Source organism: Deinococcus planocerae (assembly GCF_002869765.1).
Lineage (GTDB): Bacteria > Deinococcota > Deinococci > Deinococcales > Deinococcaceae > Deinococcus > Deinococcus planocerae.
The window spans coordinates 1-15,867 of sequence record NZ_PNOR01000043.1; the positions used below are offsets into that span (position 1 = coordinate 1).

The window sequence follows — 15,867 nt, forward strand, 5'->3', positions numbered from 1 at the left end:
CTGGGCCTGCTCGCCAGCTTCGAGGCGGTGGGGAACCTGGGGGCCGCGTGGGCCGCGCACGGGGCCCTGCGCGCCGCCGCGGAGCGGGTGGACGGCCTGCGCGCCCTGCCCCCCGCCGTGGAGGACCCCGCGCGCCCGCTCGACCTCTGCCCCGATTCCACCCTGCGCTTCGAGGACGTGCGCTTCCGTTATCCCGGCGCGCAAGCGGACGTGCTGCGGGACCTGAGTCTGACCGTCCGCCCCGGGGAGAGGGTCGCCCTCGTCGGGCCGTCGGGCGCCGGGAAGAGCACCCTGCTCGGGCTCGCGCTGCGTTTCCACGACCCCACGGGCGGGCGGGTGACCCTGGGCGGGGTGGACCTGCGCGAGCTGCGCCTCTCGGACGTCCGCTCCCGCTTCGCCTGGGCCCCCCAGCAGGCGGAGGTGCTCGGCGGCACCCTGCGCGAGAACCTGCGCCTGGGCGACCCGGACGCGGAGGACGCGGAGCTGCTCGCCCTGCTCGCCGACCTCGGGCTGGGCGGCCTGCTCGCGCGGCTGCCGGGCGGGCTCTCGGGCTGGGTGGGCGAGTACGGGGCGCGGCTCTCGGCGGGCGAGCGCTCACGGCCCTCGGTCGCCCGCGCCCTGCTGCGCCCCGCCCCCCTCCTCCTGCTCGACGAGCCCACCGCCCATCTCGACCCCGCGAACGCCCGGCGCCTGCTGCGGGCGGTGGAGGACCGCGCCCCGGAACGCGGGGTCCTCCTCGTCACCCACCAGCCCGACCTGCTCGGGCCGGGGTGGCGGCGGGTGGAGCTGGAGGGGGGCCGGACGCCCTGTGCCCACGCCCGACCGTCCCCCTCCCCCCCGGCGCCGGGACCGGGCATGAAGCCCCGCTGAGCCTTCTGAGGCGGAGGCTGCGAAAAGTCTGATCTGGCCTCCACCGTTTCTGCATCCACCGCGCCTGGCCGCCCCCTACCGTGGGGGTGGAAGACGCCCTGTCCGCCCGGGCAGGTGTCCGCGTCCGGAAGCCCCGTTTCGAGGAGGCCCCCATGACGACCCCCCGTCCAACCGTGCGCGGCACCCCCCCGCTCCCTGCCGCCCCTGGGCCCACCGCGGCCAACCGCTCCGGGCCCAGCCGCTCCGATCTGACCGCCGCGTGCGGGCGGCCCCCTTTTCGGGAGGCCCGCCGATGATCCTGCCCACCCCCAGCGCCCTCGACTTCGCCCGGCTGCTGCGTACCCGCGCGGAGCTGGAGGCGCGGGCGGGGCCCTACCTCGCCGTGGTGCAGGAGGCCGTCGGCGCGGCCCTGGAGCGGCGCGGCTACGAGGCCGTCCACGTCAAGCGGGCGCTCGACGTTCCGGCCCAGGAGAGCGTGGCCGCCGACGTGACCCTCGTCGCCATCGCCCGGCTCCCGCTGGAGGGCCTGCGCACCCCCGTCCTCAAGGCCCTGGTTCCGATGGTCGTCACCTACTCCGAGCGCTTCGTCGTCCGGGACGCCCAGATCAACCGCTTCTGCCTTCCCGAGCCCTTTATCCAGCCCGTCACCCTCGACCCCGCGCGGATCGGCGACGACCTCGTGCAGTTTCTCTCCGAGCGCTACATGGCCCACCTCCTGCGCCAGCCCTGAGTGGACCGGGGGGCGCGCGGCGTTGAGCCTTTCTTGGCCCAGCGGGGTGCGGGGCGGCTGGGCCGTGCATCCTGAACGCGGGAGGAACACCATGACGGACCAAGACGCGCCGACCTCGCCGACTTCCGGTTCAGGGCAGCCCGGCCCCGAGGGGGACGTGGGCTACGGCAGCCCCGCCGACACCCGCGCCCCCGAGGTCGACGACCGCCGCACCCCCGACGACGACCGCTACGGCTACGGCAGCGAGGAAGGCTACGAGGTGGAGGAGGGCAGCCCCGGCGCCTCCTCGGGGGGCGGGAGCAAGCAGCCCGGCGAGGACGGGTAACCCGGACCGCACGGCAGAACACCGGGCGGGCGGAGGGCACACGTGGTGTCTCCGCCCGCCCGATCCTGTTTGACCTCGCATCACCCCTGCGCCGCCTGCCCGCCCGCCCGCCTCTCCGCGCCGAGGAGCCGGACGTGGGTGCGCGCGGTGCCATCGCCCGCGATTTCGTCATGCTCCAGTGCCCGAAGCCCCTGCTGCTCGGCGCCGGAGAGGTCCTGAGGCTGGTGGACGTGCAGGTCGCACAGGCCTTGCCTCCGCATCGTCATGGTCGTGCCCTTCTCACAGGGGCGGTCTACCCTGCCGCCGGGGAAGACCAGCCCGTTGAGGCCCCGCGTTCTCCGCTCTTGAAGCCGGGCCGCCGTATCCTCCCCCCGGACTTGCCGGTTGGGGGGAAGGTGGCCTGGCCCGCCGTCTCCGGGATGCCCCTGAGAGGGGGGGAACGGTGACGGAAGACTTGGCGTATCCTCTGCAAAATTTCCTGTCTCTTCGCTGCCTGCCCGCGCTCCCCGGCCCTCCGCCCTCTTCCCCCCTCCAAGGAGAGTTTTCTTGCGTCACTCGACCCATCCCGAACCGCTGCTGGAGCGCGAGCAATGGCGTGACCTGAGCGGCACCTGGCGTTTTGCCTTCGACGACGAGGGCCGCTGGTTCCACCCCAGTGAGGTGGTGTTCGACCGGGAGATTCTGGTGCCCTACGCGCCGGAAAGCCGCCGCAGCGGGATTCACGACGAGGGCTTTCACCCCACTGTGTGGTACGGCACCACCCTGCACCTCAGCCCCGAGGAGCGCGCGGGCCGCGTGCTGCTGCACTTCGGGGCGGTGGACTACCGGGCGACCGTGTGGGCCAACGGGCACGTCGTCGCCCTGCACGAGGGCGGGCACACGCCCTTCACGGCGGAGATCACCGCGCACGCCCGGGCCGGGGAGCCCATCGAGATCGTGGTGCGCGCCCAGGACAACCCCCACGACCTCGCCAAGCCGCGCGGCAAGCAAGACTGGCTGCTCGAACCGCACTCGATCTGGTACCCCCGCACGACGGGCATCTGGCAGACCGTGTGGCTGGAGTGGGTGCCCGAAACGCACCTGCGGAGGTTGCGCTGGTCGGCGGACATGGAGAGCTGGGAGATCGGGGTGAACCTGCAAGTCTCCGGGCCCCTCCCCAAAAACCTCAGCGTGCGCGTGCGGCTCTACCGCGACCGCGACCTGCTCGCCGACGACCGCTACGCCGTGCGCCACCCGGAGGTCAGCCGCCGGATCGCCCTGTCCGACCCCGGCATCGACGACTTCCGCAACGACCTGTTGTGGAGCCCGGGGCACCCCCAGCTCATCGACGCGCGGGTGGAACTCATGCTCGGCGACACGGTGATCGACCGGGTGTACTCGTACACGGCGCTCAGATCGGTGCAGGTCAAGGGCAACCGCTTCCTGCTCAACGGGCGGCCCTACTACCTCAAGATGGTGCTCGACCAGGGCTATTGGCCGGATGGCATCATGAGTGCCAGCGACGACGAGCTGCGCCGCGACGTGGAACTCACCCGCCAGCTCGGCTTCAACGGGGCGCGTAAACACCAGAAGATCGAATCTCCCCGCTGGCTGTACTGGTGCGACCGCCTGGGCCTGCTCGTGTGGGAGGAGATGCCCAGCCCCTACCGCTTCACGCCGGTCGCGGTGCAGCGCCTCGTGCGCGAGTGGACCGAGGTCGTCGAGCGCGACATCTCGCACCCCTGCATCGTGGCGTGGGTGCCCTTCAACGAGTCGTGGGGGGTGCCCGACCTCCCCACCAACCCGGCGCACCGCGACTACGTGCGGACGCTCTACCACCTCACCAAGACCTTCGATCCCTCGCGCCCGGTGATCGGCAACGACGGCTGGGAGCATGTGGCGACCGACATTATCACCATCCACGACTACGCCGACGACCCCGAGGACCTGCGGCGGCGCTACGGCACGCTCGACTCTACCCGCGTGTCCCTCCAGCAGCAGCAGCCCGCCGACCGGGTGCTCACCCTGGGCGGCTTTCAGGAGACGGGGCAGCCCGTGATCCTCTCCGAGTTCGGCGGCATCGCCTATATCCCGGACCAGTCGAACGGCTGGGGCTACAGCGAGTCGCAGAGCGAGGTGGACTTCGTGGAGGACTACACGACCCTCCTCGCGGCGATCCACGAGTGCCACGGCCTGTCGGGCTTTTGCTACACGCAGCTCACCGACACCTTCCAGGAGAAAAACGGCCTGCTGTACGAGGACCGCACCCCCAAGGCCGACTTCATCAAGCTCGCCAAGGGCACCCAGGGCCGCCGCACCGCCCGCGAGATGACCATCGATCCCCTGATGAACCCCTTCGGCAACTCCGCCCGCTGGCTCAACCGCCAGTACAGCGCCCTCGTCGCGGGCGAGGAGGTCGCCTCCCTCGACCCCGGCGGCCTCGTCACGGGCGAGGCGTCCGAGGACTGAGGCGGGGAGACGGGAAGGGGGCGACGTGGACTGGAGTCCCGTCGTCCCTTTCCGTTGTCTGACCCTTGCGTGCCGTGAGCGCATGGTCGCCTACGGGGCGGGGAGCGTGCGCGACGACCCGACGCAGATCGCGCGGCCCGCCGGAGGCCCGCACCGCTCGCCAGACCGTCAGCGTGGCCTGTTGCCCGCCCCGCGGTGTCTGCTCACGCCACGTCAGCACGGCGCTTTCGATGGCTCGGCCCCGGGGCATCGCGTTCGCCAGTTCCTGTGGGCAGTTGTCGGCTTTGCCCAATCGGCTGCGTCTGAAGGACCTGTCACGGGGAGGCCGTTCGGGAACCCCCCACGGCTGCCAGGCGTTCGAGACGTTCAGGTGGTGGAGGTAGGCGACGTTCCGGCTCCACAGCACGTAGCGGGCGTGGAGTGGGGTCTTGTCCGGGTGGTACCCCGTGAGCGTACTGCGAAGCTCCACCCGGACCCTCGCAGGGTCGAGACTCAAAGCCTGTAGGTCATCCCTCAAGGGCGTCCACGCTTGGTACTCGAAGCCCGGCGGCACCATGCTGCTGGCGACGAGTCGGGGAACGAGCCAGGACGCGGCGAGCAGGGCCAGGGGGCCCAGAAGCGGGAACCCTTTGAGGAGAGAGGACCCCAGGGAGTTCCTGTGCCCTGTCTCCCCCTGACCGTTCATATCAGCCCTTGCTCGCCGCCTTGTGGGCGTAAAGACGGCGGTCGGCGAGGCGGAGCAGGGCGGGGACGTCGGCGGCCTCCCCCGGGAAGTGGGCGGTGCCCAGCCCCGCGCGCAGGGTGCCGCCCTCCAGCGTCTCCAGGGCGGCGAGGACGGCCTCGCCCTGCGGCGCGCCCTCGCCGTCACCGGGGAGCAGCACCGCGAACTCGTCTCCGCCCAGCCGGAACGCGCCGCCCGTGTGCGGGGTGACCTCCTCCAGGCGGCGTCCCGCCGTGATGAGCAGGGCGTCCCCCGCGGGGTGGCCGTGCACGTCGTTCACCCGCTTGAAGTCGTTGAGGTCGAGCAGCGCCAGGGTGAAGGGCTCGCCCCGCCCCACGAGGTCGGCGAGCCGGGCGTCGAAGGCGCGGCGGTTGCCCAGGCCCGTGAGGGAGTCGAGGTAAGCGAGGCGCTCCAGCCGGACCTGCGCGGCGTGGGCGTCCGAGAAGTCCTCCTGCACGCCCACGAAGTGGCGCAGGGCGCCGTCCACCCACAGGGGCTGGATGCGCAGCCGGTACCACATCGTGCGGCCATCCTTGCGGTAGTTCAGCACGACCCGCCGCACCGCCTCGCCCCGGTCGAGGGCCTCCCGCATCGCCGCGACGTCGGCGGGGTCGGTCTCCGGGCCCTGGAGGAAGGAGCACGTGCGCCCCAGCACCTCCTCCGGGAGGTAGCCCGTCTCGCGCGTGAAGGTCGCGTTGACGTACACGATCCGCCGCTCGGCGTCGGTGATGAGCAGCCCTACGTCCGCCGCGTCGAGCACCCGCCACAGCATGTCCCCCGGCAGCGGCCTCGGCGCCGCCCGCCCGGAAGCCGCCGTCACCCGGCGGTCCAGAGGGAGGCGGCAGGGGCGGCGAGCCCGCCCGGCGTCTCGGCGGGGCGTCCCAGGAAGTAGCCCTGCCCGTAGTCGGCGCCCAATTCGGCGACCATCTGCACCTCCTCGACCGTTTCGAGCCCCTCGGCCACCACCCGGATGCCGAGGTCGTGCGCGTAGCGGATCAGGGCGGTGATCAGGGGCACCCGGGGGTCGAGGGCGTGCAGGCCCCGCACGAGGTCGCGGTCGAGCTTCACGATGTCGGGGCGCAGCTCGGCGAGGTAGGTCAGGCCGGTGTGCCCCGCGCCGAGGTCGTCGAGCGCCACCTGCGCCCCCTCGGCCCGGTAGCGCTCCAGGATGCGTTTCAGGAGCCGCAGGTCGGGAAACGCCTCGCTCTCGGTCACCTCGAACAGCAGCCGCGAGAAGTCGGCCCCGACCTCCCGGCAGGTCTCGAAGGTGGTCTGAAGACAGATGTCGGGGTTGTACACCACCCCCGGCGCGAAGTTGATGAACAGCATCTGCTCCCCCGTGAGCTGCGGGTACGCCTGCCGAATCGCGCTGCGCCGGGCGTGCGCGTCGAAGGCCCGCGCCTGCCCGTGCGCCGCCGCCGCCTCCAGCAGCGCCCCGGCCCCCAGCAGGTGCCCCTCCCACTGCGCCCGCACGAGGGCCTCGTACCCGTACACCTCCCCGCTCCCGAGCGCCACGATGGGCTGGAGGTGAAAGTGCAGCGCCTCGCTCGCCGCCGCGAACCACCCGCTCCCGAGCCGCCGCGCCCAGCGCTCCAGCGGGGCCATCCGCCAGGTGTCGAGCCCCCCGTCCGTCCACGGCGCGGCGAGCAGGTCGGGCCGCTCGGTCCGGGAAAAGGCCCCCAGCAGCTCGTCCAGGCCGCCGAGGGCCCCGGCGGGCAGCAGGTAGGCCTGCTCACGCACCTCCAGCCTCAGCCCCCGCGCCGCGAGCACCGCCCCCAGCTTGCGCCCCACGTGCCGCGACACCGCGTACAGCGCCAGCCCCGTGAGGTCGGCGTCCTGCCTGGCCGTCAGCGCGTGACAGTCGCACACGCCCGCGGCGCCCAGCCCCGCATGGCTCGGAGAGTCGGGCGGCGGGTCACTCGGCGTGGCGCAGGCACTCATGCCCACGTTCTAGGCACAAGACTCATACGCCCGTCTTACTCAAGATCAAACCTCTAATTAATACATCTAAACGGTGAGGATAAGGGGAGGCAACGACGCTTCCCCTGCCTCCCCCCTCTCCCCTCCCCACTCACTCCCCGACCTGCTCCAGCCGCTGCTCACGGCCCGTCGCGCGCCACAGCCCGAGGGCGACGGCCAGACACAGCAGCGCGATGCCGAGCAGGGAGAGGGGAATGGCGCGCCAGCCGTACGCGTCCTTGGAGGCGCCGATCACCGGGGAGAACAGCACCGGGCCGAGAAAGGCGCTGGCGAAGACCAGGGTGGTGGCGCCGCTGCCGGGCAGCGTGCGGATCAGCCACACCAGCCCGGTGGTGAACACGGGGGCGAGGAAAAACCCCGCGAGGGTGTAGGCGGCGGCGGCGAGGGAGGGCACCGACGCGAGCGCCAGACTCAGCACCGCCAGGGTGAGGGCAAGGGTCACGAGCCGGGGGGGCTCCAGCCGCAGGGCGAGGGCCGCCGAGACGAGGCGCCCGACCGTGAAGCTCACCCAGAACAGGGCGGTGAGCTGCGCCGCGCCCGCGGTGGACAGCCCCAGGGCGTCGCGCAGATGCGTGACCTCCCACGCGCCGACCCCGCCCTCCACCCCGACGTAGGTGACGAAGAGGAGCACGAACCCCAGCAGTAGAGGGCGCGCCCGCCCGGTCGGCGCGGGGGAGGCAGGGGCGGCGCCCAGGGCTGCGGCCCGGCGCAGGGTGAACACCAGGGGGAGGAGCAGCGCCGCGAGGACGGCACAGCTCAGGAGCGGCAGGTAGAAGTCGCCGCCCGCGAACCCCACGAGCAGGGGCGCGAGGACCGCGCCGACCCCGAAGCCCGCGCTGAGCAGGTTGAGCACCGATGCGCCGCGCGGGCCGTAGCTCGTGGAAAGCCACACGTTGATCGTGAGGTCCATGACGCCGAAGCCCAGCCCGAGGAGCAGCGACGCGGCGAGCGCCACCCCGAACGACGGCGCGAGGGTCAGCCCCACGCACCCGGCCATGATCACGCCGAGGGCGAGCGCCCCGCGGTTGGGAGGAATCCAGCGGCGGGAGAGAGCGCCCGCCAGCAGCACCCCGGCAAAGGCTCCCGCCGAGTTGAAGCTCAGCAGCAGGGAAGCGCTCCCGGCGCTCAGGCCAAAACGCTCGCTGAGGGTCGGCAGCGCGGGCCCCAGGACAGGGTAGATCAGCCCCAGCAGCAGGAAGACCCCCACCCCCACGGCGGCCAGCCTGCGCGGGGGCGTCCGGGCAAACGTTGGAGACGACACCCCCGCAGCATAGGCGAGCGGGGCACCCTTCCACCCGGCACCTCCCGCCCACGCCGTGCCAGCACTGCCCCCCAGGCCGCGTCCACCCGCCGCGACGGTTGAACAGCCACCTTCCGGACTCCAGTCAGGAAGCCGGGCCTGTCCAGGCAGCAGCTTGGGCAGCCGTTTTCCTCACCGCGTGTTGGTCTGAAGCATCTTGGTCTGGAGCATTCGTCGGTGGGGCGTGAGAGAAAGAGGGGCGGCGCTGGGGTGTGGCTCTCCCGCTGCTACCATCTTTTTGTATTAATTTAGTATTGGTCGATCTCATTGGTGCCCACCCTTGGCGTCTCCGTCGGTCTCGGTGTGACAGGCCCTCTTCCCTCCACCTGCACAGGAGGCTGCCCGCCGACATCCGCGCGGCCAGGTGCGGGACGACCTCCGGGGCCCGCCTCTTCAGAGTCTGGACCTGGGGCCGGTGCCGTGAGTCACCCTCTCCGGTCGATGAAGGGGCCGACCGCCACTGCTCACGAGGCGGACTCACCCTCGGCGTTCGTTCCCGGTGTGCTCTCCCAACGGTGCCAGGCGTCCACCGTCAGGGCCGCCCGCTGCATCCCCGCGCGGGCCGCGAGGTCGTCCGGGCTCCGCACCGCCTCCGGGAGGTGGCGCCGGATCAGCCGGATGGCCTCCAGGCCCCAGCCGCTCGCCTCGTCGTTCCGGGCGCGGCCCGTGCACGCCTCGACCGCCTGCACGAGGGCGTCGAGCCCCGTCATCACCGTGAGGGGCACGGGCATGGAGGCGGTGAGGAGTTGCCCCTCGCCCGGCTGCGGCACAGTCTGCCCGGCGAGGTCGATGCGGCCCTCGCCTTTGAAGCGCGGCCCGGTCATGGTCGGGGGGACGGCGGGGGCGCAGACGGGACTCGTCCTGGGAAACCTCCGGGCTGTGGCGTCACTATGCGCCTGCCGTCCCCCAGAGCGCCGGCCCTCCTGTCCACCCACGACCGGATGTTCGTGCGGGGTCCCGAGCACGACGCTCGGGCCTGGGCGCGGCGCGGAGTCTGGAAGGGCCGGGGTGACCCCGCCGCTGCGGGAGGGTCCGGTGTAAGTTCGGCGTGAGGGGCGCCCCGTTAGGCTCACGCGTGTGATGTTCATGCCGCCCGGAACGCGACCGTCCAGACTCGCCCTGGCGCTCCTGGCCGTCGTCTTCGCCCACCTGGCCTGGTTCGTCTGGCCGGGGCATGGGGGCGCGTTCGACCGTTGGCTGGCCGAGACGTTCTACATCCCGGCCTTCTTGCTGGGCGCGGCGCTGTGCTGGCGGGCCGGGACCCGGGCCGGGCCGGAGGCGCGCCCCGCCTGGCGGGCGTTCGGGGTCGGCCTCGCGGCGTTCGGGGTGGGGCAGGTCGTCTGGACGTATCTCGAACTCGTGCGCCAGGCCTCACCCTTTCCCTCGGTCGCCGACGTGCTGTTCTTGTCGTTGCCCGTGGCGTTCGCGCTGGCGTTCCGGCGCCTGCCCCGTGCGCCCCTGTCCCGGGGGGCGGCGGTGCAGCTCGCGCTCGACGTGGCGCTCGTCACGGGCTCGGCGGCGCTCTTCTCGTGGCGCTTTTTGTTCACGGACGTCCTGACCACGTATACGGGCCAGCCGCTCGCCCTCTGGGTGGCGTTCGCCTACCCGGCCCTCGACCTCCTGCTTCTCGCGCTCGCGCTGCTGCTCGTCGCCCGGCAGGGGGGGGCCCCGCGCCGCGCCGCCGGTCTGCTCGCGCTCGGCCTCGCCGCGCTGATCGTGGCCGACAGCGGCTTCGCCTACCTCAGCCTGCAAAACGTCTACCGGGCGGGCGCGTGGCCCGACCTCTTCTGGAGCCTGGGCGCGGCGCTCGTGGGTCTGGCGTCCCTGGGCGCCACGCCGGGCCCCCACCCTTCCCCCCGGACCTCCGAGGAGGCGCGCGCCTGGCCGCTGGCGCTCACGCCGTATCTGGCCGTCGTGGCGGCCACCTTCCTTCAGCTCAGCACCTTCGGGGAGCGCGGCCCGGAGGCATGGGGGGTGCTCGTGGGCGGCGCCCTCCTCACCCTGCTGGTCATCTTGCGCCAGGGGCTCGCCTTTGCGGGCAATGAGCGGCTCACCCGCAGGCTGCGCGCCCTCTCGGGGGAGCTGGAGACGCGGGTGGCCGAGCGGACCGCCGAGCTGCGGCGCCAGGGAGGGGCGCTCGACGCCGCCAACGCCGAGCTGCGGGCGCTGTCTGCGGCGCTGGAGACCCAGGTGCGCGAGCGCACCGCCGCCCTGGAGGCCAGCCACGCGCAGCTCGCGCACCTGGCGCAGCACGACGCCCTGACCGGCCTGCCCAACCGCGCCCTGCTCGAAGACCGCCTCACGCGGGCGACGGCGCACGCGGCGCGGCACGGGGGCCTGCTCGCGGTGCTGTTCGTGGACCTCGACGGGTTCAAGTTCGTGAACGACACGCTGGGGCACCGCCCGGGCGACGAGGTGCTCACCGAGGTCGCGCGCCGTCTCACCGGGGCCGTGCGGGGCTGCGACACGGTGGCGCGGTTCGGCGGGGACGAGTTCGTGGTGCTGCTCCACGACCTGGCGCGCGAGGAGGACGCCGCGGCCATCGCGGGCCGGATGCTCGCCACCTTCGCGCAGCCCTTCGCCCTGAGCGAGCACGAGGTGCGGGTGACGGCCTCGGTCGGCGTGAGCCTCTCGCCCCGCGACGGGGTGGAGCCCGCCGAGCTGCTGCGGCACGCCGACGTCGCCATGTACCAGGCCAAGCGGCATGGCAAGAACGCGGTGCGCTTCTTCTCGCCGGAGATGAACGCCGCCGCCCGCGCGCGCGCCGACCTGGAAACGAGCCTGCGCGGCGCCCTGGCGCGCGGGGAGTTCGCGCTGCACTACCAGCCGCAGTTCGGCCCCGGGGGCGAGGTGTGCGGCTTCGAGGCGCTGCTGCGCTGGACCCATCCCGACCTCGGCCCGGTGTCCCCCGCCACGTTCGTCGGGGTCGCGGAGGACGCGGGATTGATCGTGCCCATCGGGACCTGGGTGCTCGGTGAGGCCTGCCGCCAAAATGCCGCGTGGCAGCGCGAGGGGCTGCCCCCCGTGCGGGTCGCGGTGAACGTCTCGCCCGCGCAGTTCGCCCGCGAGGACTTCGTGAGCGTGGTGCGCGCCGCCCTGCAAGGGCACGGGCTGGAGGGGCGCTGGCTGGAAGTGGAACTCACCGAGAGGCTCGTCGTGCAGGACGTGGAGGCCACCGCGCGCAAGATGGCCGAGCTGCGCGCCCTGGGGGTGGGCGTGTCCGTCGACGACTTCGGCGCGGGGCATTCCGCCCTGGCCTACCTGCTGCGCCTTCCGGTCAGCGGCCTGAAGATCGACCGGGCCTTCGTGCGTGACCTGGGGGAGGTGCCCGGCGCCGAGCGCGTGGTGGGCGCCATCGTGGCCCTCGCGCACGCGCTGGGGCTGGAGGTCGTCGCCGAGGGTGTGGAGACGGCGGCCCAGCTCCGCCGCCTGCACGCCCTGGACTGTGAGCGCACCCAGGGCTTCTTGCAGGGTCGTCCGGCCCCCGCCGCCGAGGCCCGCGAGCGGCTGGTCGCGGCGAGCGGGTGGGCCGCGGTCACCGGGCCGCTCGGCAGGTGACCCGCTCCAGCCGGGCAGAGGCCCGCACCCACCCGGGCTCCGGCAGCTCGGGCTCGCGACTCGGGAAAAGACCCTCCGGGACGAAGTTCTGACACCCCATCGGCGGCGGGGCGACGAGGCGTCCCGACCCGCCGTTCCGTCGCCTTCCGGCAGGGTTCGGCGCAGAGTCCGGGGGGCCGCCCCAGGGTCGGGGCCGTCGTCAGGAGACGCTCCACCTGCCGCGCCGGTCGAAGTGGATCGTCCCGAACACGCCCGGCGGGCCACCGGCCACCAGCACCGGCCAGCCGTCGGTGGTCCCCCCTCCCGCGGACGAGTGCGCCCGGGCCGTCGGAGTCGGGATCGGAGGCGTCCTGGGAGTCCGGCTGCCGGGCGGTCCGGGGGGCCACGAGGTTCCGCGTCCCGCCGACCATCCGGTCCGGCCCGCCCGCCCAGCCCAGGCGCGGATGCTGCCGGGGTGGGCCCACACCCCGCGCCGCGGGCCGCCGGAACGGACCTTCGGGGCCACGCGGGACTCCACCGGTCGGGTCACGGCGGGCGTGCGGGAAGCCCCACGGGCCGAGCCCCCCGCCCTACACTGCCCCTGTGACCCAACCTGGCCTGGACGAACAGATCGCCGCCCTGCGCGCCGCCCTCCCCACCCCCGAGGCGGTGGCCGCCGAGCTGGACCGCGAACTCACGGCCTTCGCGGAGAGCCTGCGCGCCGCCGAGCCCCACTGGCACGCCCCCATGCCGGGGCGCACCTGGACGCCCGCCCAGGAGGCCGAACACACCATCCTCGTCAACGAGGGCACCGCCCGCGTGGTGCGGCTGCTCCTCTCCGACAAACCCCTGCGCGAGACCCCCGGGCAGGAGGGCCGCACGGAGAACGGTCGCCGCCTCGCCCCCCAGGGGACCGAACCCGGGCCGGGGGAGGACCTCGCCACGCTGCTGGCCCGAAATGAGGCGACCCGTCCCCTGCTCGCGGGGGTGCGGGCCGGGCCGAATCCGGCGCGCACGTTCCACCACCCCTTCCTGGGGCCAATCGACGCGCTCGACTGGCTGCGGATGGCCGCCGCCCAGACCCGGCACCACCGCACGACGCTGCGGGCGGGGCTCGACCGCCTGAGCGCAGGTGGGCACGCGGCGGAGTGAAGGCCCCGCCAGGGAGCGGACGGGCCCCAGCCTGCGGGCCGCGCGACACGACCGAGCCCGCGCCGTCCCGAACGAGGTCGTCCTCACCGCGACCCGGCCCTTCGCGGCGCCGTCTCGCACGAAGGGGGCCAGACCACCCGCCGGACCTCGGGTTCGGGCACCTGGGACCCCGGCGTGATTCTTCACCGACGCTCACCGCGGGCCCGGGTCGGGCGTAAGGTGGGCCCATGCGTCAGGCTTCAGAGGATCGGCGGCTTCTCCCTCCCCCCGGGTCCGCGGGGCGCACATGACCGCCTGGCCGGTGCAGGAGGGCGTCTTCGAGCTCGGCGACCTCCCCGTCGAGCGCGGCGGCGTCATTCGTGGGGCCCGGCTGGCCTGGCAGACCCACGGCGCCCTCAGCCCCGCCCGCGACAACGTGATCGTCTACCCGACGAGCTACACCGCCACCCACCACACCCAGAGCTGGCTCATCGGCCCCGGCGGCATCCTCGACCCCGAGCGGTACTTCATCGTCATCCCGGACATGTTCGCAGGTGGTCTGTCGTCGGGGGCCGACGACACGCCCGACTACCCCGAGGTGGTCACGCTGCGCGACAACGTGCTCGCCCAGTCCCGGCTGCTCGGGGAGGTCTTCGGGGTGGAGCAGGTGGCCGCCGTCTACGGCTTCTCGATGGGCGCCATGCAGGCCTACCACTGGGCCGCCCTCTTCCCCGAACGGGTCGAGCGGGCCATCGTGGTGTGCGGGAGCGCGCGCACGGCCCTGCACAACCGCGTGTTCCTCTCCGGGCTGCTCAGGACGCTGGAGGCGGCCCCCGAGCATCTGGGACGGGGCCGCTTCTCGGCGGAGCCCCGGGCGGCGCTGCGGGCCTTCGCGCACATCTACGCGGGGTGGGGGCTGAGCCAGGACTTCTACCGCGCGGAGCTGTTCCGCACCGCCCTGGGCCACCCCGACCTGGAGACGTTCCTGCGCGCCGAGTGGGAGGAGGGGTTCGCGGGGTGCCGGGCGGCGAACCTGTACGCCCAGGCGGTGAGCTGGCTGCACGGCGACATCAGCGCGGGCGACCGCTACGGCGGGGACCTGGGCCGGGCGCTGGCGGCCATCCGGGCGCGGGTGCTGCTGCTGCCCGGCGAGACCGACCTGTACTTCCGGGTGGCGGACAATGCGGCGGAGCTGCCCCACCTGCGGTCCGGGGAACTGCGGCCCATCCCCGGCATCTGGGGGCACCGGGCCGGGAGCCCGGCGGGTCTTCCCGAGGAGTCCGCCTTTCTGAGGGAGGCGGTCCGGGACTGGCTGGCGGGTTGAGGGCCGCACCCGCCACGCCGCCGGCTGTCAGAAGGGTGTCAGTCGGGCCCGGGTAACTTGCGGCATGGTCACCTACCGCATCTTCGTGGAGGCGGACACCGAGGCGCGAGACGAACTCTGCTCCCTGCTGAGCAGCGCTCCCTCGGGGACCGTCGTGAAACAAAAATTCGCTGCCAGGCCGGTCCGCTTCGGGGAGGACCTGTACGACCAGCTCGACGTGGTGTTGGCGGGTCAGCACGCCGCCGAACTCAGCACCTGGCTGAAACGGCGCTACACCACCGACATGCAGAGAATCGGCTGAACGCCAGGCCAGGAGGCCGTCATCACCCGGAGGTGGAGTGATGAGGCAGCCCGAGGGCGGCGCCATCTCGCTGGCCTACGCCGAAAAGGTCCCGGCGCCCGGATGGCCCAGCCTCTCGGCGTGACCTCCCGGTCGTCTCCCGCTCTGGCTCAGCCCGGACGGTCACGGGCATTGTCTGGAGACGTAACGGCGCGGCGCAAACATTCAGGACATGGACGTGGAGGTCAAGCTCAAGTCCAGGGGGTCTAAGGTAGCCTCGTCGCCTGCCGGGTGCTCCGCTCTGCGAATAGGATTCCCCGGTCCGCTCCTGACCACGCCCACACTGGGGCGCCCTCACGGCGCGCGGCATTGCCCTTCGCGCTGGCCCTGCACGCGGTTGTCTCTCCACTCCGGCACGCGGGTGTTGTTCTCGCATTCGAGGTCGCCGTTCACCGTCACGCGTTCGAGTCGCACCGTGCCGGTGTTGAGCTTGAGTTCCACGTCGCCCTCCACCCGGGTGTTGCTCATGACGACGTGTCTGCCGCGTTCGGCGTCCACGTCACCGCGCACCACGCTGCCCGTCAGGACCAGCGCCCGGAAGCCGTCCTCGCCCTGCACGTCGCCGCCCACCTCGCTGTTGCGCAGGGTCACCTGCCCGTCTCGCGCCACCTCCACGTCACCCGACACGCGGGTGTTCACCAGGATGCAGTTGGCTCCGGCCCGCACCGTCACGTCCCCGTTCACCGTGCGCCCCGAGAGAGTCCCCGCACAGGTCACGCCAGCGTTCTGCGCCCGCGCGGCGGGGACGATGAGCGGCCAGAGCGTCAGGGCACACAGCAGGAGACGGGTCATGGCCTCACCGTAAACGCCAGACTTCTGGCGCTCCCTGGAAAACGGTGGACGTTTGTTCACAGAGGAGACCGGCGGGGGAGAAGCCGGACTCGGCTCAGCTCGCCGTGCCGTGCGGAGCCGACCTGCGCGCTGTGCCCGGAGCGCGCGCAGGCTGGTGCGTCCGATGCCGGGCATCCGCGCGAATGCACCGAGGCTGGCCGTGGGACGCGAGACGAGCAGCCGCGTGAGGGCGCCGGGGGGACGGCTTCCGGCGTTCAGGCGCTGGCGAGGTGTTCACCCAGGGGACGCGCACAGGGGCGTCCGCCCCCGAATGCGTGGACAGACCGGCAAGAGACCGTTCGTCCCAGACACCGGAAACGACCGATTTTC

Annotated in this window: 14 protein-coding genes; 8 read left to right on the top strand and 6 right to left on the bottom strand. The window is 72.9% G+C overall.

Going from position 1 to position 15,867, the window contains the following annotated elements:
• The 3 genes from A7B18_RS18380 to A7B18_RS18390 all read left to right on the top strand — a co-directional run.
• The coding region (locus A7B18_RS18380; RefSeq protein WP_180970237.1) for an ATP-binding cassette domain-containing protein at window positions 1-870 on the top strand (870 nt) is incomplete at its 5' end.
• Window positions 871-1,162: 292 nt separating this feature from the next.
• On the top strand, window positions 1,163-1,600 hold the full coding sequence (locus A7B18_RS18385) for a hypothetical protein (protein WP_102128150.1): 438 nt from the start codon (window positions 1,163-1,165) through the stop codon (window positions 1,598-1,600).
• Between the two features lie 91 nt (window positions 1,601-1,691).
• A complete protein-coding gene (locus tag A7B18_RS18390; RefSeq protein ID WP_102128151.1) occupies window positions 1,692-1,925 on the top strand; it encodes a hypothetical protein in 234 nt (77 codons plus the stop codon).
• 80 nt (window positions 1,926-2,005) lie between these two features.
• Here the strand turns inward: A7B18_RS18390 and A7B18_RS18395 are convergent, their stop codons facing one another.
• A complete protein-coding gene (locus A7B18_RS18395; RefSeq protein WP_102128152.1) occupies window positions 2,006-2,191 on the bottom strand; it encodes a hypothetical protein in 186 nt (61 codons plus the stop codon).
• 280 nt (window positions 2,192-2,471) lie between these two features.
• Between A7B18_RS18395 and A7B18_RS18400 the strand changes: the two genes are divergently transcribed.
• The gene (locus A7B18_RS18400; RefSeq protein WP_102128153.1) at window positions 2,472-4,373 is read left to right on the top strand and encodes a glycoside hydrolase family 2 TIM barrel-domain containing protein; all 1,902 of its coding nucleotides are present in this window, start codon (window positions 2,472-2,474) and stop codon (window positions 4,371-4,373) included.
• Window positions 4,374-5,059: 686 nt separating this feature from the next.
• On the opposite strand, the gene A7B18_RS18410 is transcribed toward A7B18_RS18400, so the two are convergent.
• The 4 genes from A7B18_RS18410 to A7B18_RS22095 form a co-directional block, all read right to left on the bottom strand.
• Complete coding sequence (locus A7B18_RS18410) at window positions 5,060-5,914, bottom strand: sensor domain-containing diguanylate cyclase (RefSeq protein ID WP_146009588.1); 855 nt, start codon at window positions 5,912-5,914, stop codon at window positions 5,060-5,062.
• A complete protein-coding gene (locus tag A7B18_RS18415) occupies window positions 5,911-7,035 on the bottom strand; it encodes an EAL domain-containing protein (protein WP_245872963.1) in 1,125 nt (374 codons plus the stop codon). The genes A7B18_RS18410 and A7B18_RS18415 overlap by 4 nt, the downstream gene beginning before the upstream one ends.
• Before the next feature lie 130 nt (window positions 7,036-7,165).
• Window positions 7,166-8,335, bottom strand: coding sequence for an MFS transporter (locus A7B18_RS18420; RefSeq protein WP_102128156.1), 1,170 nt, complete (start codon window positions 8,333-8,335; stop codon window positions 7,166-7,168).
• Between the two features lie 503 nt (window positions 8,336-8,838).
• Window positions 8,839-9,198, bottom strand: a complete 360-nt coding sequence (locus A7B18_RS22095; RefSeq protein WP_180970238.1) for an iron-containing alcohol dehydrogenase — start codon at window positions 9,196-9,198, stop codon at window positions 8,839-8,841.
• A gap of 256 nt (window positions 9,199-9,454) precedes the next feature.
• On the opposite strand from A7B18_RS22095, the gene A7B18_RS18430 reads away from it, so the two are divergent.
• From A7B18_RS18430 to A7B18_RS18445, 4 genes are all read left to right on the top strand, one after another.
• A complete protein-coding gene (locus A7B18_RS18430) occupies window positions 9,455-11,932 on the top strand; it encodes a putative bifunctional diguanylate cyclase/phosphodiesterase (RefSeq protein WP_102128158.1) in 2,478 nt (825 codons plus the stop codon).
• A gap of 582 nt (window positions 11,933-12,514) precedes the next feature.
• Window positions 12,515-13,063: a DinB family protein gene (locus tag A7B18_RS18435; protein WP_102128159.1), complete on the top strand. Its 549-nt coding sequence runs from the start codon at window positions 12,515-12,517 to the stop codon at window positions 13,061-13,063.
• Between the two features lie 286 nt (window positions 13,064-13,349).
• On the top strand, window positions 13,350-14,366 hold the full coding sequence (locus A7B18_RS18440; protein ID WP_102128160.1) for an alpha/beta fold hydrolase: 1,017 nt from the start codon (window positions 13,350-13,352) through the stop codon (window positions 14,364-14,366).
• A 64-nt stretch (window positions 14,367-14,430) separates the two neighbouring features.
• The gene (locus A7B18_RS18445) at window positions 14,431-14,667 is read left to right on the top strand and encodes a hypothetical protein (RefSeq protein ID WP_102128161.1); all 237 of its coding nucleotides are present in this window, start codon (window positions 14,431-14,433) and stop codon (window positions 14,665-14,667) included.
• 333 nt (window positions 14,668-15,000) lie between these two features.
• Here A7B18_RS18445 and A7B18_RS18450 read toward each other — a convergent pair whose 3' ends face one another.
• Window positions 15,001-15,498 carry a DUF4097 family beta strand repeat-containing protein gene (locus A7B18_RS18450; RefSeq protein WP_102128162.1) on the bottom strand — a complete coding sequence of 166 codons (498 nt, stop codon included), beginning with the start codon at window positions 15,496-15,498 and terminating at the stop codon, window positions 15,001-15,003.
• Between the last annotated feature and the right edge of the window lie 369 nt (window positions 15,499-15,867).